The sequence below is a fragment of the Micromonospora chersina genome (assembly GCF_900091475.1).
Classification (GTDB): Bacteria; Actinomycetota; Actinomycetes; order Mycobacteriales; family Micromonosporaceae; genus Micromonospora; species Micromonospora chersina.
Map to the genome: position 1 here is coordinate 1,845,635 of NZ_FMIB01000002.1, position 18,774 is coordinate 1,864,408.

General features: G+C 74.9%; 19 protein-coding genes. 3 read left to right on the plus strand and 16 right to left on the minus strand.

All coding sequences use genetic code 11. The features are described from left to right. Positions 1 to 283: 283 nt before the first annotated feature. Positions 284 to 772 (plus strand): transcriptional regulator BldD, encoded by a 489-nt coding sequence (gene bldD / locus GA0070603_RS08500; protein WP_013285505.1) that lies wholly within the window; start codon positions 284 to 286, stop codon positions 770 to 772. A 61-nt stretch (positions 773 to 833) separates the two neighbouring features. Here the strand turns inward: bldD and nusB are convergent, their stop codons facing one another. The 4 genes from nusB to aroB form a co-directional block, all read right to left on the minus strand. Further along, positions 834 to 1,244, minus strand: a complete 411-nt coding sequence (gene nusB, locus GA0070603_RS08505; RefSeq protein WP_208863014.1) for a transcription antitermination factor NusB — start codon at positions 1,242 to 1,244, stop codon at positions 834 to 836. Between the two features lie 23 nt (positions 1,245 to 1,267). Next, positions 1,268 to 1,825, minus strand: coding sequence for an elongation factor P (gene efp / locus GA0070603_RS08510; protein ID WP_007075814.1), 558 nt, complete (start codon positions 1,823 to 1,825; stop codon positions 1,268 to 1,270). A gap of 128 nt (positions 1,826 to 1,953) precedes the next feature. Beyond that, a complete protein-coding gene (aroQ, locus tag GA0070603_RS08515; protein ID WP_091309771.1) occupies positions 1,954 to 2,385 on the minus strand; it encodes a type II 3-dehydroquinate dehydratase in 432 nt (143 codons plus the stop codon). Next, positions 2,382 to 3,458, minus strand: a complete 1,077-nt coding sequence (gene aroB, locus GA0070603_RS08520; RefSeq protein ID WP_091309774.1) for a 3-dehydroquinate synthase — start codon at positions 3,456 to 3,458, stop codon at positions 2,382 to 2,384. Before aroB ends, aroQ begins: the two co-directional genes overlap by 4 nt. A 137-nt stretch (positions 3,459 to 3,595) precedes the next feature. On the opposite strand from aroB, the gene GA0070603_RS08525 reads away from it, so the two are divergent. Both GA0070603_RS08525 and GA0070603_RS08530 read left to right on the plus strand, forming a co-directional pair. Next, complete coding sequence (locus GA0070603_RS08525) at positions 3,596 to 4,120, plus strand: DUF2243 domain-containing protein (protein ID WP_091309777.1); 525 nt, start codon at positions 3,596 to 3,598, stop codon at positions 4,118 to 4,120. Then, on the plus strand, positions 4,117 to 4,893 hold the full coding sequence (locus tag GA0070603_RS08530) for a cytochrome c oxidase assembly protein (protein WP_091309780.1): 777 nt from the start codon (positions 4,117 to 4,119) through the stop codon (positions 4,891 to 4,893). The genes GA0070603_RS08525 and GA0070603_RS08530 overlap by 4 nt, the downstream gene beginning before the upstream one ends. On the opposite strand, the gene GA0070603_RS08535 is transcribed toward GA0070603_RS08530, so the two are convergent. From GA0070603_RS08535 to GA0070603_RS08590, 12 genes are all read right to left on the minus strand, one after another. Then, positions 4,883 to 5,392: a shikimate kinase gene (locus tag GA0070603_RS08535; RefSeq protein ID WP_091309783.1), complete on the minus strand. Its 510-nt coding sequence runs from the start codon at positions 5,390 to 5,392 to the stop codon at positions 4,883 to 4,885. The two genes, GA0070603_RS08530 and GA0070603_RS08535, sit on opposite strands and share 11 nt — an antisense overlap. Further along, positions 5,389 to 6,567 carry a chorismate synthase gene (aroC, locus tag GA0070603_RS08540; RefSeq protein ID WP_091309786.1) on the minus strand — a complete coding sequence of 393 codons (1,179 nt, stop codon included), beginning with the start codon at positions 6,565 to 6,567 and terminating at the stop codon, positions 5,389 to 5,391. Before aroC ends, GA0070603_RS08535 begins: the two co-directional genes overlap by 4 nt. Positions 6,568 to 6,680: 113 nt before the next feature. Beyond that, the gene (locus GA0070603_RS08545; protein WP_091309790.1) at positions 6,681 to 7,496 is read right to left on the minus strand and encodes a shikimate dehydrogenase; all 816 of its coding nucleotides are present in this window, start codon (positions 7,494 to 7,496) and stop codon (positions 6,681 to 6,683) included. Beyond that, positions 7,496 to 8,716 carry an endolytic transglycosylase MltG gene (gene mltG, locus GA0070603_RS08550; RefSeq protein WP_091309793.1) on the minus strand — a complete coding sequence of 407 codons (1,221 nt, stop codon included), beginning with the start codon at positions 8,714 to 8,716 and terminating at the stop codon, positions 7,496 to 7,498. Before mltG ends, GA0070603_RS08545 begins: the two co-directional genes overlap by 1 nt. Beyond that, positions 8,713 to 9,174 carry a Holliday junction resolvase RuvX gene (gene ruvX / locus GA0070603_RS08555; RefSeq protein WP_091309796.1) on the minus strand — a complete coding sequence of 154 codons (462 nt, stop codon included), beginning with the start codon at positions 9,172 to 9,174 and terminating at the stop codon, positions 8,713 to 8,715. Before ruvX ends, mltG begins: the two co-directional genes overlap by 4 nt. A 75-nt stretch (positions 9,175 to 9,249) precedes the next feature. Further along, positions 9,250 to 11,928, minus strand: a complete 2,679-nt coding sequence (gene alaS / locus GA0070603_RS08560; protein WP_091309799.1) for an alanine--tRNA ligase — start codon at positions 11,926 to 11,928, stop codon at positions 9,250 to 9,252. Next, positions 11,925 to 12,230, minus strand: coding sequence for a hypothetical protein (locus GA0070603_RS08565; protein WP_091309802.1), 306 nt, complete (start codon positions 12,228 to 12,230; stop codon positions 11,925 to 11,927). The genes alaS and GA0070603_RS08565 overlap by 4 nt, the downstream gene beginning before the upstream one ends. 31 nt (positions 12,231 to 12,261) lie before the next feature. Beyond that, entirely contained in the window at positions 12,262 to 12,723 is a 462-nt protein-coding gene (locus tag GA0070603_RS08570; protein ID WP_091321699.1) for a DUF948 domain-containing protein, read from the minus strand. 152 nt (positions 12,724 to 12,875) lie between these two features. After that, positions 12,876 to 13,493, minus strand: a complete 618-nt coding sequence (locus tag GA0070603_RS08575) for a hypothetical protein (protein ID WP_091321701.1) — start codon at positions 13,491 to 13,493, stop codon at positions 12,876 to 12,878. A 2,834-nt stretch (positions 13,494 to 16,327) separates the two neighbouring features. Continuing rightward, positions 16,328 to 17,818, minus strand: coding sequence for a replication-associated recombination protein A (locus GA0070603_RS08580; protein WP_091309805.1), 1,491 nt, complete (start codon positions 17,816 to 17,818; stop codon positions 16,328 to 16,330). 74 nt (positions 17,819 to 17,892) lie between these two features. Next, a complete protein-coding gene (locus GA0070603_RS08585; RefSeq protein ID WP_091309808.1) occupies positions 17,893 to 18,105 on the minus strand; it encodes a hypothetical protein in 213 nt (70 codons plus the stop codon). Between the two features lie 105 nt (positions 18,106 to 18,210). Continuing rightward, positions 18,211 to 18,765, minus strand: coding sequence for a GNAT family N-acetyltransferase (locus tag GA0070603_RS08590; protein ID WP_167544521.1), 555 nt, complete (start codon positions 18,763 to 18,765; stop codon positions 18,211 to 18,213). Positions 18,766 to 18,774 lie beyond the last annotated feature (9 nt).

The following is an 18,774-nucleotide window of genomic DNA, read 5'->3' on the forward strand; positions in this document are numbered from 1 at the left end:
CGGACCTCCTTCCCCGCCTCACGGGACGGGTCGTTAAAGGACGTCTGGTAGACCGGGCGGGCCGCGGAGGGCCCGGACCGGGGCTTCACGCCACGTTACCAGCGGTCACCGGGTGGACCGCCGCCGGTCCTGACCAGCGGGTCAGCGTGGAGAAATGCGGACAAGCCGTACGCCCTCCCCAACTGGGGTCGTCACCAACACTTGACCCCGTGTCGCAATCCCCGTACCGTCACGCTCCGTAGCGATAGCTGGGAGAACCCCGAGCAGCACTGGGAGTGTCCGAATGCCCTCTGAATACGCCAAGTCGCTGGGCGCCCGCCTGCGCTCCATCCGCCAGCAGCAGGGCCTGTCCCTGCAGGGGGTGGAGGAGAAGTCGAACGGGCGGTGGAAGGCCGTGGTGGTCGGCTCGTACGAGCGCGGCGACCGGGCCGTCACCGTGTCCCGCCTGGCGGAGCTGGCCGACTTCTACCGCGTTCCCGTCTCGGAGCTGCTGCCCGACGGCAGCGGGGTGCGCCACGAGCCCACCAGCAAGATCGTTCTCGACCTGGAGCGGCTCTACGACGAGGCCTCCGAGGACCTCGCCTACGTCGCCCGGTACGCCCGCGCCATCCAGCAGCAGCGCGGCGACTACAACGGCCGGGTGCTCTCCATCCGCGCCGACGACCTGCGCGCCCTCGCGATCGTCTACGACGCCTCGCCGTCGGGCCTGATCGAGCGGCTCACCGAGCACGGTGTGCTGGTCGCCGACCCGCGGGCGTTCTTCGCGTCCTGACCCGCTCGACACGAAGGGCCCGCGCCGTTCGGCGCGGGCCCTTCGTCGTGTGCCGGGTGGTTCAGCGGGTGGCGTACTCGGCGATGCGGCCGAGGATGCCGTTGAGGAAGCGCGGCGAGTCGTCGGTCGACATCTGGCGGGCCAGCTCGACGGCCTCGCTGATCGCCACCGCGTCGTCGATCTCGTCGACGTAGAGCAGCTCGTAGACCGCGATGCGGGCCAGGTTGCGGTCGACGACCGGCATCCGGTCCAGCGTCCACCCCTCGGCGTAGCTGGCGATCACCTCGTCGATCCGGTCCAGGTGCGCCGCGACGCCCTCGACCAGGCTCACCGCGTAGCCCACGTGCTCCGGGCGGGGCTTCTCGATCCGCTCCAGATAGCCGGCGAGCACCTCCACGGGCGGCCGGTCCCGCAGGTCGGCCTCGAAGAGCACGTCCAGCGCCCGCTTGCGCGCCTTGCGGCGCGCCGGCATCTGCTGCTTGGGACCCTCGGCCATCAGGCTCGGCCGAGGTAACGGCCGTCGCGGGTGTCGACCTTGATCTTCTCGCCGGTGGTGATGAAGAGCGGCACCTGGACGGTCGCGCCGGTCTCGACGGTGGCCGGCTTGTTGCCGCCGGTCGACCGGTCGCCCTGCAGGCCCGGCTCGGTGTAGGTGATCTCCAGCACGACCGAGGTCGGCAGCTCGATGTAGAGCGGCACGCCCTCGTGGGTGGCGACGGTGGCCTCGGCCTCCGGGAGGAGGTAGTTGGCCGCCTCGCCGACGGTGCCGCCGGGGACGGTGATCTGGTCGAACGTCTCCAGGTCCATGAAGACGTAGTCCTCGCCGTCGGCGTAGAGGTACTGCATGGTGCGCTTGTCGACGGTCGCGGTCTCGACCTTGGTGCCCGCGTTGAAGGTCTTGTCGACCACCTTGCCGGACAGCACATTCTTCAGCGTGGTACGCACGAACGCACCGCCCTTACCGGGCTTGACGTGCTGGAACTCGACGACGGCCCACAGCTCGCCGTCGAGGTTGAGTACCAGGCCGTTCTTGAGGTCGTTGGTGGTGGCCATTTCCTGCCTTGATCATCAATTGGCGGACAGACCTGTGAAGTCTACTAGCTGTGTCGAACCGGGGCCGCCGCGCTGAGCGCCGGCCACCGCCTACCGGCCCGGATCACCCGCCCCGGACGTGCCGAACGTCACCGAACGCGGCTGGCCAGGTGGTGCAGGGCCAGCCGGTAGCCGTCGACGCCCAGCCCGCAGATGACCCCGGTGGCCACCGCCGAGACCACCGAGTGGTGCCGGAACTCCTCGCGGGCGTGGATGTTGGAGATGTGCACCTCGACCAGCGGGCCGCGGAGCATGGCGCAGGCGTCCCGGACCGCGATCGAGTAGTGCGACCAGGCCGCCGGGTTGAGCACCACGGCCGCGCCCTCGTCGGCCGCCGCGTGCAGCCAGCCCAGCAGCTCGTGCTCGGCGTCGGTCTGCCGGACCACCACGTCCAGCCCCAGCTCGTGACCGGTCTTCTCGCACATCGTGACCAGGTCCGCGTAGCTGGTCACCCCGTAGACGTCGACCTGGCGGGTGCCGAGCCGGCCCAGGTTCGGCCCGTTGAGCACGTACACCCTCATGAGCTGATCTCCCGGTAGGCCTCGGCCAGCAGCTCGTCCGGCGGCGCCTCCAGGATCGCCGGGCGGGCCAGGCCGTCCAGGACCACGAAGCGCAGCCGGCTGCCCCGGGCCTTCTTGTCCACCCGCATGGCGGCCAGCAGCTCGGGCCAGGCGTCGGCCCGGTAGCCGGTGGGCAGGCCGAGCGCCGCCACCACGGCCCGGTGCCGCTGGGCGGTGGCCGCGTCCAGCCGGCCGGCCAGCCGGGCCAGGGTGGCCGCGTAGACCAGGCCCACCGCGACGGCGTGACCGTGCCGCCAGCGGTAGCCCTCCACCTTCTCGATGGCGTGTGCCAGTGTGTGCCCGTAGTTGAGCACCTCGCGCACCCCGGACTCGCGCAGGTCGCCCGAGACCACGTCGGCCTTGACCCGCACCGCGCGCTCGATCAGCTCGCGGGTCACCGGCCCGGTCGGGTCCAGCGCGGCGCCCGGGTCCCGCTCCACCAGGTCGAGGATCACCGGGTCGGCGATGAACCCGCACTTGACCACCTCGGCCATCCCGGCGGCCAGGTCGGCCCGCGGCAGGCTGTCCAGGGTCGCCAGGTCGCAGATCACCCCGGCCGGCGGGTGGAAGGCGCCCACCAGGTTCTTGCCGGCCGCGGTGTTGATCCCGGTCTTGCCGCCGACGGCGGCGTCGACCATGCCCAGCAGGGAGGTCGCCACCGGCACCCAGCGCACCCCGCGCAGCCAGCTGGCCGCCACGAAGCCGGCCAGGTCGGTGACGGCGCCGCCGCCCACCCCGACCACCGCGTCGGTGCGGGTGAAGCCGGCCTCGCCGAGCCGGTCCCAGCAGGCCGCCGCCACGTCGATGTGCTTGCCCGCCTCGGCGTCCGGCACCTCGATGAGCAGCGGCGCGACCCCGGCCGCGCGCACCCGCCCGGCCAGCTCCTCGGCCAGCGCCTTGAGCGGGGGCGCGTGCAGGAAGGCCACCCGGTCGGCGCCGGGCAGCAGCCGGGGCGGCGGGTCGAGCAGGTCGCGTCCCACCAGCACGTCGTACGGCCGGTCGCCGCCGACCGGGATCCGGGTCACCTCGTCCATCGCCGGCAGCCTAGCCGAGCGGACGCCGCCGGGGCGGCGAGTGTCCACTCCGTGGCCGGCACGGCGTCACCGATGTTTGACGGGACGGGTGCGGGCAGTAACGGTGGGACGAAACCCCCAACGGCGGAGGTGCGGGCATGAACCGACCAGCCATCGACGGCGCGGACATCCGGGTGCCGGCCACGATCCTCGGAGTGGGGCTGGGCGGCTTCGCCGACGGCATCCTGCTCCACCAGTTGCTCCAGTGGCACCACATGCTGAGCAGCACCGACAGCGACCGGCTCGGGATCAAGCCGTACCCGGTCGACACCGTGCCCGGGTTGCAGATGAACACCGTCTGGGACGGGCTGTTCCACACCGTCACCTGGGTGGCGGTGCTCACCGGCCTGGCGCTGCTCTACGCCCGGGTCACCCGGTCCCGCGGCCGGCTGTGGCGCTCCCCCGCGCTGTGGGGCTGGGCGCTTGTCGGCTGGGGCCTGTTCAACCTGGTCGAGGGGATCGTCGACCACCAGATCCTCGGCATCCACCACGTGCACGGCGGCCCGCACCAGCTCTGGTGGGACCTCGGCTTCCTGGCCCTCGGCGCGGTCCTCGTCGTGGTCGGCTGGGCGGTGCAGCGGCGGGCCGCCGTCGTCGACCTCTGCGCCCCGGAGCGGCGGTGAGCCTCGCCCACGCCGGGCACGCGGCCGGCGGCTTCCCGGCCGCCGCGCTCGTACCCCTGGCGCTGTTCTGGGCCTACCTGGCGGCGGCGCTGCGGCAGCGGGACCCGGGCCGGCCCGGGTGGGACCACCGGCGGACGGCGAGCTTCGGCCTCGGCGCGGCGCTGCTCGCCGCCGGGCTGCTGCTGCCCGTGACCGAAGTGCCCGGGCACATGGCGCAGCACCTGCTGCTGGGCATGCTGGCCCCGCTCGCCCTGGTGCTCGGCGCCCCCGGCACGCTGGCGCTGCGCACGGTGGACCGGCGGGTCGGGCGGGCCGCGCTGCGGCTGCTGCGGCACCCGGTCCCGCGGGTGCTCGCCCATCCGGTGACCGGGCTGGCGCTCACGGCGGGCGGGCTGTGGTTGCTGTACCTGACCCCGCTGTACCGGGCCACCCTGGCGAGTCCGGCGCTGCACGGGCTGGTGCTGCTGCACTTCGTGCTCAGCGGCTACCTCTTCACCTGGTCGGTCGCCGGCCCCGACCCGGGACCGCACCGCCCCCGGGTACCGGTCCGCCTCGTGGTGCTCGGTGCGGGGGTGGTGGCGCACGCCGTGCTCGCCCAACTGCTCTACGCCGGCGTGCTGGTGGACGTGCCGGCGACCGGGGACGAGCTGCGGGCCGGCGCCACGGTGATGTACTACGGCGGCGACCTCGCGGAGATCCTGCTGGCCCTCGCCCTGCTCGTCACCTGGCGGCCGGAGCGGGCGGCGCCCCGGCCCTCCCCCGTCAGGGCTTGAGCAGGGCGGCGACCTCGGTGGCGATCTCCTCGGGGTCACGCCCGTCGGTGCGCACTGTCGCGGTGGCCACCTCGGCGTAGAGCGGGCGGCGCTGCTCCATGAGGTGCTTCAGCGTGGCGCGCGGGTTGAGCGCCAGCAGCGGTCGGCCGGAGCCCAGCCCGACCCGCTTCACCGCGTCGGGCAGCTCCACCGACAGGTGCACCACTGTGTGCCCGATCAGCGCGGCGCGGTTCTCCTCGGCGAGGACCGCGCCGCCGCCGAGGGCGAGCACCCCCGGGTGCGAGGCCAGCCCCGCCGCCACCGCGGCGCGTTCGAGGGTACGGAAGTGCTCCTCCCCCTCGTCCACGAAGATCTCCGGGATCGGCTTGCCGGCGAGCTGCTCGATGTCGGTGTCCGTGTCCCGGAACTCGACGCCGAGCGCCACGGCGAGCGCCCGCCCCACAGTGGTCTTGCCCGAGCCGGGCGCCCCCACCAGCACGCAGACCGGCCGGGTGCTCATTTGATCACCAGGGCGTCGAGGTAGCCGGACAGGTTACGGCGCATCTCGGCGACCGAGTCCCCGCCGAACTTCTCCACCGCCGCCTCGGCCAGCACGAGCGCCACCATGGCCTCGGCCACCACGGCCGCGGCCGGCACCGCGCACACGTCGGAGCGCTGGTTGATCGCGGTGGCCGGCTCGCCGGTGACCACGTCGACAGTGGACAGGGCCCGGTTCAGCGAGGAGATCGGCTTCATGGCCGCCTTCACCCGCAGCGGCTCGCCGGTGGTGATGCCGCCCTCCAGGCCGCCGGCCCGGTCGGTCACCCGCCGTACGCCGGTGGCGGTGGGCAGGATCTCGTCGTGCGCCTCCGAACCGCGGGAACGTGCCTGCAACCAGCCGTCGCCGATCTCCACGCCCTTGATGGCCTGGATCGACATCAGCGCGGTGGCCAGCCGGGCGTCCAGCTTGCGGTCCCACTGCACGTGGCTGCCCAGGCCCGGCGGCACCCCGTACGCCAGCACCTCGACCACGCCGCCGAGCGTGTCGGCGGCCTTCTTGGCGGCGTCGACCTCGGCGACCATCCGGGCGCTGGCCTCCGGGTCGAGGCAGCGCAGCGGGTCGGCGTCGATCCGGGCGGTGTCCTCCGGCGTGGGCCGCAGGCCGGGCTTGGCGGCGACCGGGCCCAGCTCCACCACGTGGGAGACGATCTCGATGCCGAGGGCCTGCTTGACCAGGGCCTTGGCGACCGCGCCCACGGCGACCCGGGCGGCGGTCTCCCGGGCGCTGGCCCGCTCCAGGATCGGCCGGGCGTCGGTGTGGCCGTACTTCTGCATGCCGGCCAGGTCGGCGTGACCGGGGCGGGGGCGGGTGAGCGGGGCGTTGCGGGCCTGACCGGCCAGCTCGTCGGCGTCGACCGGGTCGGCGGCCATCACGGTGCGCCACTTCGGCCACTCCGAGTTGCCCACCCGGACGGCCACCGGGCTGCCGATCGTCACGCCGTGCCGGAGCCCGCCGATGATCTCGACCTCGTCCTGCTCGAAGGACATCCGGGCGCCCCGGCCGTAGCCGAGCCGGCGCCGGGCCAGCTCACCGGAGATCTCCGTGGTGGTCACCTCGACGCCGGCGGGCACACCCTCCAGCAGCGCGACGAGGGCGGGTCCGTGCGATTCACCTGCAGTCAGCCAGCGCAACACAGCGGTCAGTCTGTCACGCCCGGTGTCCGCCGCGTCGCCCTGCCCGCCGCGTCCCGCCCTACGGACGCGCCCGTCCGGTCGGCGGCCGCGCCGCGGACCGGTGATCTCATGGGTCAGGCCGCGGCGCGCGCCTCGGCCAGCGCGGCGCGCATCGCCTCGCGGGGTGCGGACACGCCGGTGAACTGCTCGAACTGCCCGAGCGCCTGGGCCAGCAGCAGGTCCAGCCCCGAGACCACCCGGCAACCCGCGGCGAGCGCCGCGGCGGCGAGCGGGGTGGGCCACGGGTCGTAGACCACGTCGAAGAAGACCGTCGCCGGCCGCCAGTCGAAGTTCTCGGCGAGCGGGTCGGCCACGCCCTTCGGCACCGTGGAGACCACGAGGTCGGCCCGGGCGTGCGCCGGGTCGCCGTCCCAGGGCGCGCCGACCAGCGGGACACCGACCGCCTCGGCCATCGGGCACAGCTCGTGCACGGCCTCGGGCCGGCGGGCCACCACTGTCACCTCGGCGGCGCCGATCCGGGCCGCCGCCGCGACGGCCGCCCGGGCGGTGCCGCCCGCGCCGAGCACGGTGACCGTGGCGCCCGACGCGCAGCCGGCGGCCGTGAGCACGTCGACCATGCCGGCGACGTCGGTGTTGTCGGCGTACCAGGTGCCGTCCGGTCGGCGTACCAGCGTGTTGGCCGCGCCCACCGCGGCGGCGACCGGCGAGACCTCGTCGGCCAGCGCGAGCGCCGCCTCCTTGCCCGGCATGGTGACCGACAGGCCGGCCCACTCCGGGCCCAGGCCCGCGACCAGGCCGGCCAGCTCGTCGGCCCCGCATTCGATCCGGGTGTACGACCACCCGGTCAGCCCGGCCGCCGCGTACCCGGCGTTGTGGATCACCGGGGAGAGCGAGTGGGCGATCGGCCGGCCCACGACGGCGGCCTTCATCAGGTGCAGTTCTCCCCGGTGAGCACCTTGTTGTCGCACATCTGCTTCTGCAGCTTCCGGAAGTCGGCGTCGTTCGAGCCGTAGCCCATGGTGCCCTTCTGGTCGACGGTCATGAAGAAGATCCAGTCGCCGGGCGGGGGCTCCAGGGCACCCTTGAGCGCCGCCTGGCCCGGGTTGCTGATCGGGGTGATCGGCAGGCCGGCCACGTTGTGCGTGTTGTACGGGTTCTTCAGGTCGTTGATCTCGCTCTGCAGCAGGTCGTCGGAGTCCTTCGGGTCCTTGCCCTGCAGGCGGAAGTAGTAGTTGATGCCGCTGTCGATGCCGAGGCACTTGCAGCCGATCTTGCCGGCGTAGACCCGGTTGTAGATCACCCGGGAGACCTTGGGCAGGTCGACCGCGTTTACCGACTCGGCCTCGGCGATCGAGGCGGTGATCAGCGCCTCGTACGGGGAGATCTTGCGCTCCTTCTGCGCCCGGTCGACGAAGTTGAGCTCCTGGGTGACGCGGAGGAACTCGTTCACCATCATCGACAGGATCTGCTCGGCGGTGGCCTTCGGCGGGATCTCGTAGGTCGACGGGTAGAGGAAGCCCTCGATGCTCTTCGGGCCCTTCTTGCCGTCCTCCCGGTTGAACCAGAAGGCGGGCACGCCCAGCTTGAGCGGGTCCTTCGCGGCGTCCTGGAAGTCCTTGACCGGGATCTTCGTCTGCTTCGAGAGGATCTGGTAGATGTTCAGGCTGATCGTGCCCTCGGGGATGGTCACCCCGTTGATCACCCGGCTCTTCGGGTCGAGCATCAGCGTGATCACGTCCGCGGCCTTCATCTGCTTGCGGACCTTGTACCGGCCGACCTGGATGTTCTTGCTGCGCGAGTTCGCGTCGGCGGCCTCGATGAACGCCTTGGTGCTCTTCACCACGCCGGCGTCGTAGAGATTGTTCCCGATGTCGGTGAGGGTGTCGCCGGCCTTCACCTCGACGAGCGCCTCGCCTGTGCCGGGGCCGTCGTAGTCGGGGGTGACGAAGTGGTTGCGGATCCGGTCGAAGCCGACGTACGCGCCACCACCGATGCCGCCCAGCAGCACGAGCGCCATCAGCAGGGCGAAGATGGTCTTGCCCCGGCCGCCACCCGACCCGCCGTTGCGCTTGCGCACGGCGCCGCGCCGGTGCCGGCCCTTCTCCCCCCTCTCCGCGTCGTCGAAGCCCAGGTCAAGATCGTCGATCATTGCGTCCGCCTCCGCTGCGCGTCCAGCCAGCTCTGCAGAATCTCCACCGCGGCGGCCTGGTCGACCACCGCCCGTTGGCGCTTTCCCCGGACGCCCCGTTCGGCCAGCCTACGACTCGCGACCACGGTCGACATCCTCTCGTCCGTCAGCGTCACCGGAATCGGCCCCATTACATCGGCCAACCGGGCAGCATAGGCCGAGACGTTTTCCGCCGCGGGGCCGTGCTTTCCGGCGAGGTTGACCGGCAGGCCGACCACGACCTCGACCGCCTCGTGCTCGGCGGCGAGCCGCACCAGCTCGGCGATGTCGGTGGGCACCGCGTCCGGCGCGGCCGTCAGGTCGCGGGCGAGGGTGACCAGCGGGGTGGCCAGGATGCCGTGCGGGTCGGAGCGGGCCACCCCGACACGGACCTGGCCGACGTCGACCCCGAGCCGGACACCGCGGGACAGTTCAGCCATCTACCGGACACCTTTCCTCCGGTACGGGCCAGGGCGGACCGAGCGGTCCGCCCTGGCGTCGATCGGTGCCACACATCAGGCGTCGGCGATCGCCTTCTCCACGGTGGCCAGCAGGTTCGGCGCCTCGGCGGCGGGCAGGCCGCCGCCCTGAGCGAGGTCGTCGCTGCCGCCGCCCCGGCCGGAGAAGGCCGCCTTCACCAGATCCTTCGCGGTCAGGCCCCGACCCCGAGCGGCCTGGTTCACGGCCACCACGAGGGACGCCTTCCCGTTGGCCCGGGCGGCCACCGCCACCACGGCCGGGCGGGCCGGGTCGATCCGGCCCCGGATCTCCTGGGCCAGGGTCCGCACGTCGTTGCCGGCCGCGCCCTCGGGCGCCTCGGTGCCGACGTACGCGACACCACGGACGTCCTTCGCCTGCGCGGCGAGGGCCGCCGCCCCACCGAGCACGAGCTGGGCGCGCAGCTTCTCCAGCTCCTTCTCCGCGTCGCGGAGCTGGGTGACGGTCTGCTCCACCCGGTCGGCGACCTGGTCGCCCGGCACGCGGAACAGCTCGGCGAGCCGGGAGACCAGCAGGTGCTCCCGGGCCAGGAAGCCGAAGGCGTCCATGCCGACGAGCGCCTCGATCCGGCGCACGCCGGAGCCGACCGACGCCTCGGAGAGGATCTTGACGAGGCCGAGCTGGGCGGAGCGGGCCACGTGCGTGCCGCCGCACAGCTCGCGGGCGTAGTCGCCGACCTCGACGACCCGGACCCGCTCGCCGTACTTCTCGCCGAACAGCGCCATGGCGCCGATCCGGCGCGCCTCCTCCTGGGTGGTGATGAAGGCGTGCACCTCGAGGTCGGCCAGGAGCACCTCGTTGACCTGCTGCTCCACGTCGTGCAGCACGCTCGGCGCCACCCCGGTCGGGGTGTTGAAGTCGAACCGCAGGCGGCCCGGCGCGTTCAGCGAACCCGCCTGGGTGGCCGACTCGCCGAGGAAGTTGCGCATGGTCTGGTGCACCAGGTGGGTCGCGGTGTGCGAGCGGGAGATGGCCCGCCGGCGCGACACGTCGATCTCGGCGTAGCCGGTCTCGCCGGCGCGCACCTCGCCGCGCAGCACCTTGGCCCGGTGCACGATCAGCCCCGGCACCGGCTGCTGCACGTCGAAGACCTCGAGCTGGCCGCCGCCGACCGTGATGAGACCCTGGTCGGGCTGCTGGCCGCCGCCCTCGGCGTAGAACGGGGTGGTGTCGAGCACCAGCTCGATCGTGTCGCCCTCGACCGCCGCGGCCACCTCGGCGCCGCCGGCCAGCAGCGCGCGCACCCGGGACTCCCGGTTCAGCTCGGTGTAGCCGGTGAACTCCACCGCACCGCCGCCGTCCAGCACCGACCGGTACGCCGACACGTCGGTGTGCCCGGTCTTGCGCGCCTGCGCGTCGGCCTTGGCCCGGCTGCGCTGGTCGGCCATCAGCCGGCGGAAGCCGTCCGCGTCGACCTGGAGGCCCTGCTCGGCGGCGATCTCCAGCGTCAGGTCGATGGGGAAGCCGTACGTGTCGTGCAGCTGGAACGCCTTGTCGCCGGAGATCGACGCCCTGCCGGCCGACTTGGTCTCCGCGATGGCGGTGTCCAGGATCGTGGTGCCGGCCCGCAGCGTGGCGAGGAAGGCGTCCTCCTCGGCGTACGCGTACTGGGAGATCCGGCCGAACTCCTCGGCCAGCTCCGGGTAGGACGGGGCCATGCAGTCCCGGGCCACCGGCAGCAGCTCGGGAAGCGCCCGGTCCTGGTAGCCGAGGAGGCGGACCGCGCGGATGGCCCGCCGCATGATCCGGCGCAGCACGTAGCCGCGGCCCTCGTTGGACGGGGTCACCCCGTCACCGATGAGCATCAGGGCCGTGCGCACGTGGTCGGCGATCACCCGCAGCCGCACGTCGTCCGGGTGCGACTCGCTGGCCACGTGGCCGGAGTGCGCGCCGTAGCGCTTGCCGGTCAGCTCCGCGGCCCTCGCGAGGATCGGGCGGACCTCGTCGATCTCGTAGAGGTTGTCGACGCCCTGCAGGATGGAGGCCATCCGCTCCAGGCCCATGCCGGTGTCGATGTTCTTCGCCGGCAGCTCGCCGAGGATCGGGTAGTCCTCCTTGCCGGTGCCCGGCCCCCGCTCGAACTGCATGAAGACGAGGTTCCAGAACTCCATGTAGCGGTCCTCGTCGACCGCCGGGCCGCCCTCGCGGCCGTACTCCGGGCCGCGGTCGTAGAACAGCTCGGAGCACGGACCGCACGGGCCGGGGATGCCCATCGACCAGAAGTTGTCGGCCTTGCCCCGGCGGACGATGCGCTCGGCGGGCACGCCGACCGAGCGCCAGATCTGGAACGCCTCGTCGTCGTCCAGGTAGACCGTCGGCCAGATCCGCTCCGGGTCCAGCCCGAAGCCGCCCGCCTCGACCGGCTTGGTGACCAGGTCCCAGGCCAGCGGGATGGCGCCGTCCTTGAAGTAGTCGCCGAAGGAGAAGTTGCCGTTCATCTGGAAGAACGTGCCGTGCCGGCTGGTCTTGCCGACCTCGTCGATGTCCGGCGTCCGGATGCACTTCTGCACGCTGACCGCGCGCCGGTACGGCGGGGTCTGCTGGCCCAGGAAGTAGGGGACGAACTGCACCATGCCGGCGTTGACGAACAGCAGGTTCGGGTCGCTGATGGCGGGCAGCGGAGCGGACGGCACCACGGTGTGGCCGTTGGCCTCGAAGTGGGCGAGGTACCGCCGCTTGATCTCCGCCGTCTTCATCGCTGGTGCTCCTCCGGGAAAATCTCTCGGTCGCCGATACGCGGGTCCTCCCGCAGCTCGGCGAACTGGTCGTCGTACGCCTCGCCGCGGGCGAAGGCCTCGTGGATCTCCTGCTCGCGCTCGGCCATGCCGGCCCGGACGTCGTCCACGAAGCTCCGGACCGACTCGACGAGACCGCCGGCCGACTCGGACAGCCCGCTGGCGATGCCCGCCGGCGTGTACGCCTGCGCCGTCTTCGTGGCCTTACGGACCACCAGCACGCCCACGGCCAGCCCGATGCCCAGCCAAAACAACCGCCTCATGCTCTCATCCTCCCGCTGTTCGCCGGCCGGGTCAGCGGTTGCCGCGCCTGGCGGCCCGACGCTGCTGCTTGATGGTGTCGCGCACCTCGCGCTCGGTCTCCGCGTGCCGGCGGGCGGCGGCGGCCTTGCGCACGCCGTAGCCGAAGGCGGCGACCTTGACCAGCGGGTTCGCGGCGGCGGCGGAGACCACGGCGGCCAGGTTCGCCACGTTGGCGGTGACGTTCTGCGCGTGGGTGGTCATGGTGTCCACCTTGGCGAGTTGCAGGTTGACCCCGTCCAGGGAGGTCTGCACCTGCTCCAGGGCGGTGTTGACGTTCTTCACCGTGGTGTTCACGTCACCGAGCAGCGGCGCCGTGCGGTCGTTCAGGTCGGCGATCATGCGGGTCGTCGCGTCCACGGTGTGCCGCAGCCGCAGGATCGGCACCGCCAGCACGAGCACCAGCATCAGGAACGCGCCGGCCGCGATCAGCGCAGCGATCTCTCCACCACTCACGCCCATGTCCTCCTCAAGCAGTGTCCCGGGGCCCGACGCCCCGGGACGCGCGACCGTACCTACCCGGTCCGCCGCACGCCGACCCGTGACCGGTCAACGGGGCGGACGGGCCCCGCCAGCCCCAGACCCTACCGTCCGTGATGGAAACCGGCTCACGACGGTGAGGGTGTCGCCTCGCCGAGCGGATCGTCGGTGAGGGTCGGGTACGGGTCCTCACCGGTGAGTGACGGATCGGTGCTCGGCTGTGGTCCGGTGCGCTCGTCGTCGATCGCGTTGCGCACCTTCACCGACACCAACGAGCCGGCACACTCCCCCGCTGCGGGCGCGGGCGCCGGAGACGGCGGAGCCTCGCCGTCCGCCGGAGCCGGCACGCAGGTGGGCTCGCGGACCCAGAGGTCGAGGGTGAGTTCGTCCCGGCGCCAGCAGGTGTAGCTCCCCTTCACCTGCTGCTCCGGGCAGCGGTTGACCTTCCAGCGCTCCCAGCCGTCGCGGGCCAGCGCCGCCTCGTAGACCTGGGCGGTCTCCTTCCACGCCTTCTGCGACTCGACGGTGCGTTCACGCAGCCGGCACTCCTCGAAACACCACCGGCTGCCGCTCACGTTGTCCACCGTCTTCGCCGCCGCCCAGGACGGCACGCCCAGCGCGTCGAGGGTGTCGAAGACCGGGTCGTGGCTCAGCGTGCGCAGTCCGAAGAAGAGCGGCACGGCGCCGAGCAGCACCACGCTGACCAGGGCGAGGATGCCCATCCGCAGCCGCCGCCGCTCGCGCATCTGCCGGCGCAGCTCCGAGCGGGCGCCGCGCAGGCCACCCGCCGTGTCGCCGGCCTCCCCGGGCGTGGCCTCGGCCCGCCGCAGCGCCGGTCCGGCGCCGTCGCCCGGTACCGGCCGCGCCCCCGCCGGCTCGCCCTGCGGTACGACGGCGGCGGCTCGCGCCACCGCCGGCTCTCCGGGCGGCACGACCGCCGCGGCCCGCGCCACGGCCGGCGCGCCGGGTCCCGGCGGTACGGCTCCCGAACCGCCCGGGCCGGGTCGGGTGGGTTCCGGGGCGAGCGGGGTGGCCCGGCCGGCCGGCCGGTCCTCCGGCGCCGCGGGGCGGCCCACCGAGGCGGCCGCGCGGGCCACCGGGGGCGCACCGGCCGCGGCGCGCGGTCCCGGCTCGCCGGCCGGGCGCGGGTCGCCCGAGGGCGGCACGCCGCCGTCCGGGCGGGCCGAGCCACGGGCGGGACCACGCGGGTCGCCGCCCGCGGGGAAGCCACCGGTCCGTGCGGGATCACCGGCGGGGAAGCCGCCGGTGCGGGCCGGGTCACCGCCGACCGGGAATCCGCCGGTACGGGCCGGGTCGCCGCCCGCCGCGAAGCCGCCGGTGCGGTCGCTGTCCGGTCGGGCGGCGCCACGGGCGCCGTCGTCCGGAGTGGTCGGCCGGGCGGCCGGGCCGCCGGGCCGGGCCGCCCCCCGCGCGGGGCCGGGCTGGTCGGGCTTCACCGGCGGCACGGCCGCGCCGGCACGGCCGGCCGGGCCGGGGTCGGCGCCCGCCGGCCCGCCACGCCGGGCGCCGGTCGGCTCGTCGGCCGGGGGACCGCCGGGGCGGCGGACCGCCGGCATGGCGGGGTCGCTGTGCGCGGTCCGGCCGGCCTGCCGCAGCCAGTCGGCGGGCCGCTCGGGCCGCTGCGGACGCGGCTCGTCGGCCTCCCCGCGCGCCCCGCGACGCGGGGACGGCCGAACGTCACCGCTCACGCCGGGTCCACTCGCCGCGTCGGACGCGGCACGGCGGCCGGTCGGGACGTCCGGCGCGGCGCGGCGGCCGGCCGGAGCATCGGGCGCGGCGCGGCGGCCGGGCGCGGCCGGGCCGTCACCGGCGGCCCGCCGACCGGAGGGCATCGGCGCGTCGTCGGGCGAACCCCGCCGACCGGGCGCCGAGCCGGCGTCATCGGCGGCACGTCGACCGGAGGGCATCGCCGCGTCGTCACGCGCGCCCCGACGACCCGGCGCCAAGCCGGCGTCATCGGCGGCCGCACGGCGGCCGGACGGCATCGCCGCGTCGTCCGGGACGGCACGGCGGCCGCGCGGCCCGGCGGAGTTCTCGGGCGCGGCGTGCCCGGCGGCCGGCATGGCGGTTCCGTCGGGAGCGCCGCGGCGGGCGGGCGGGACCGCCGGAGCGTCCGGGGCCGGGCGGCCGCCCGGCGCCGGCGGGAGGGCGCCGGCTCGCCGGCCGGTCGGTGGCACGTCGGCGCCGGGCCGGGAGCCGGGCGGGGCGTCGGCCGGGGCGCGGCGCGGGGTGGGCGCGGTTCCGTCCGGCCGGCGGTCGGGGTCGGGTCCCGCACCGGGCACCGGCGGGGCGTTCCCGGTGCGCGGCACCGCGGGCTGGTTCGGTTCCCCCGCACGGCGACGGCCACCGGGCCGACCGCCGGCGGTCTCCACGGGGGGCATCCCGGCCGTGGACGGTTCGGGGCGCTGTGGGGCGCGACCACGGCCCGAGCCGGCGTCGCCCGGGTGCGGCGCGCCGCTCACCGGGTCGGCGGTCCGGCCGGTGCCGGTCGCGCCGGCGCGCGCCGAGGGCACGCCGGTACGGCCGGTCTCGGGCTCGGCGGCGGCCCGCCGGCCGGAACCGGAGACGGGCCGAAGCGCGGGGTCGACGGCACCGGCCGCCGGCCGGCGGCCGAGCGGAGCACCGTCGGACGCGTCGCGACGGCCCGGTGCGGGCGCGCCGCCCCCGGGGGCCGGCCGGCGGCCGGCGCCGGAGACCGGGCGGACACCCGGGTCGGCGTCGTCGGGTAGGGCGCGCCGGCCGCCACCGGAGACGGGGCGGACCGCCGGATCCACGCCACCGGGCCGTGCGCCACCGGCCGGGCCGGCGGGCGCCTCGGCGCCGTGCCGCCCGCGCGGCGTGGGCGGGGTGGGCGGAACCGCGGCCGGCCCCGCGGACTGCGGCCAGCCGGGTCCGGGATTCGGGCCGCCGTAACCGCGGTCGGGGGCGGGGCGGCCGGGAACCGGGCCGGCGGGAGGCGCGACGCGCGGGCCGGGCGGCCCGCTCATCCGGCCGGGAGCCGGCGGGACCGGGGGTTGCTGGCCGGTCGGCGCGTCCGGGTTCCGGCGGGGCGGGCGGGACGGCTCGCCGGAGCCGCGCGGGGGCTCGGCGGGGCGCCGGGACGGCTCGGGTGTGCCGGGCCAGGGGCCGTCCACGGGGCGGCGGGAGGCCGCCGGATCGGGGCCGCCGGGGCGGACCGGTGGCGCGGCCGGGCCGGCCTCCGGGACACGGCGGGCGGGCGGCGTCTCCGGGCCGGGCCGGGTGGCACCGGGCGGTGGCGCCGCGCCCGGGCGGGCGGCCCGGGGCGGTTCGGGCGCGGGCGGTCCGGGCCGGGGCCCCGGAGCGGCCGGGGGCATCCCACCCCGCGCGGGCGGCACCGGGCCGGGCGCCTCGCCGCCGGGACCCAGGTCGCTGCGCTGCTGCTTGGCCGTCCGCAGGTCGTCGATCCAGCCGAACTCCTCGCCGGCGGTCGCCTCGTCCGGCTCGGCGTCGGCCTTGCCCCGCCCCCATCGGCGGCCCTTGGCACGCGGGTCGCGCCGCTCGTCGGGGCCGTCCGCCGGCCGCTCCGGACCACGCGCCATCACTGCTGACCCTCCCCGACGGCGTCGCTGCCGCCCTCGCTCGCCCCGTCGACGCGCTCGGCGCCCGCCGGTCGGGCGCCGTTCACCGCGGCCTCCGCCCGCGCCGGCGGCGCGGGCAGCCCGCGCACGATCCGGCGCAGCAGCGGCAGCCGGGTGGCCACCGCCCGCTCCGCGCCGTGCGCGCTGGGCTGGTAGTAGTCGGTCCCGACGAGGTCGTCCGGAGCGTACTGCTGGGTGACCACGCCGCGGTGGTCGTCGTGCGGGTAGCGGTAGCCGGCCCCGTGCCCGAGGCCCCGGGCGCCGGCGTAGTGGGAGTCGCGCAGCCCGCGCGGCACCGCCCCGCCGCGACCGGCGCGCACGTCGGCGATGGCCGCGCCGATGGCCGTGGTGGCCGAGTTGGACTTCGGTGCGGTGGCCAGGTGGATGACCGCCTGGGCCAGGTTGAGCTGGGCCTCGGGCAGGCCGACGTATTCGACGGCGTGCGCCGCGGCGGTGGCGACGGTCAGCGCGCTGGGGTCGGCCATGCCGACGTCCTCGCTCGCGAAGATCACCATGCGGCGGGCGATGAACCGGGCGTCCTCGCCGGCGACCAGCATCCGGGCCAGCCAGTGCAGCGCGGCGTCCACATCCGAGCCGCGCATGCTCTTGATGAACGCGCTGGTCACGTCGTAGTGGGCGTCACCGTCGCGGTCGTAGCGCACGGCCGCCACGTCGACCGCCTGCTCGGCGACGGCGAGGTCGATCCGGCCCACGCCGCGCGCGGTCGCGGTGGCCGCCGCCGCCTCCAGCGCGGTGAGCGCCTTGCGGACGTCGCCACCGGCGAGGCGGACGAGGTGGTCCTCGGCGTCCGTCTCCAGGCTGAGCGCGCCACCCAGCCCGCGCTCGTCGGCGACCGCGCGGCGCAGCAGGCCGCGTACGGCGTCGTCGTCGAGGGGCTGGAGGGTGAGCAGCACGCAGCGGGACAGCAGCGGTGAGATGACCGAGAAGTACGGGTTCTCGGTGGTCGCCGCGAGCAGGGTGACCGTGCGGTCCTCGACGGCGGCGAGCAGCGAGTCCTGCTGGGTCTTGCTGAACCGGTGCACCTCGTCGATGAAGAGCACGGTCGGGAGGCCACCGGCCCGGCGCTGCCGGCGGGCGGTCTCGATCACCGCGCGGACGTCCTTCACCCCTGCGGTCAGCGCGGACATGGCGACGAAGCGGCGGTCGGTGGCCCGGGCCACCAGGTGGGCGATGGTGGTCTTGCCGCTGCCGGGCGGCCCCCAGAGGATCACCGACATCGGGGCGGCGGCCTCGACGAGTTGGCGCAGCGGGGCGCCCGGGGCGAGCAGGTGGTCCTGACCGACCAGCTCGTCGATGCTGGCCGGGCGCATCCGGACGGGCAGCGGCGAATCCGCCGCGGCGCCGGTGAACCCGTCGACGCCGCCGGAACCCGCGTGGGCGCTGGGCGCTCCGGCGGGTTCGCCGAGGGTGAAGAGGGCGTCGGATTCCATCACGAGAACAGTACCGGGCCGGGCCGACGGCGCTGGAATCGCGCCGCCGGCCCGGCCCGGATGGTCGTTTCCGGTCAGCCGCGACCCGGGCGGCGACCCCGGTACCAACGGCCGCCACCGCCGCCGCGCGGGCCGGAGCCGACCCCGGCCAGGTAGAGGGAGAGCAGCAGGAAGCCGATGAGCATGAGGGTGTGGGTGTTGAACAGGTCGGGAGCGCCGAAGTTCGTGTTCAGGAAATCGATCAACAGGGCGAAGCCGAACACGATGGCCGCGAGAATGGCGAGCATGGTCGTTCCTCCGGTGGGGGGTCCCAGTAGGTCGGCCACGGATGTACCCAATCGGTCTGTTCGTCAATCTCCACCGTGGAACGCCCCCTCCGCCGGCGGGCGGCGTCAGCGGTCCGTGGCGAGGATCGCGTACCGCACCGAGTCCCACCAGGAGCCCCGGACAAGCAGGTGGTCCCGGCTGGTCCCCTCGCACCGCAGGCCGGCCTTCTCCAGCACCCGCCGGGAGGCGGCGTGGTCCGGCCGGGTGGTCGCCTCCACCCGGTGCAGTCCCACCGGCCCGAACGCCAGGTCCAGCAGCAGGCCGGCGATCTCGGTGGCGAGGCCCCGGCCCCAGTGGTCGGGGTGCACCACGTAGCCGATCTCGCCGCGCCGGTGTGGCACGCTCTCCACGGTCAGAGTGCCCAGCCCGAGCAGCCGGTCCCCGTCGACGGCGGCCAGCCGGTATTCCGGCCGCGGCTCGCGGCCCGCCTCCTCCCGCCATCCGGACAGGGCGGCGCCGACCTCGTCCGGGGTGGGCGCCCGCTCGTCGAGCACCCGGTCGAGCACCCGCGGTTCGGTGAGCAGAGCGTGCAGCGCGGGCGCGTCGCCGTCCGCCCATTCCCGCAGCACGCAGAGCCGGCCGGGCAGGCGCACCTGTCGTACGGAGTGGATGGGGGTCACGATCTTCCC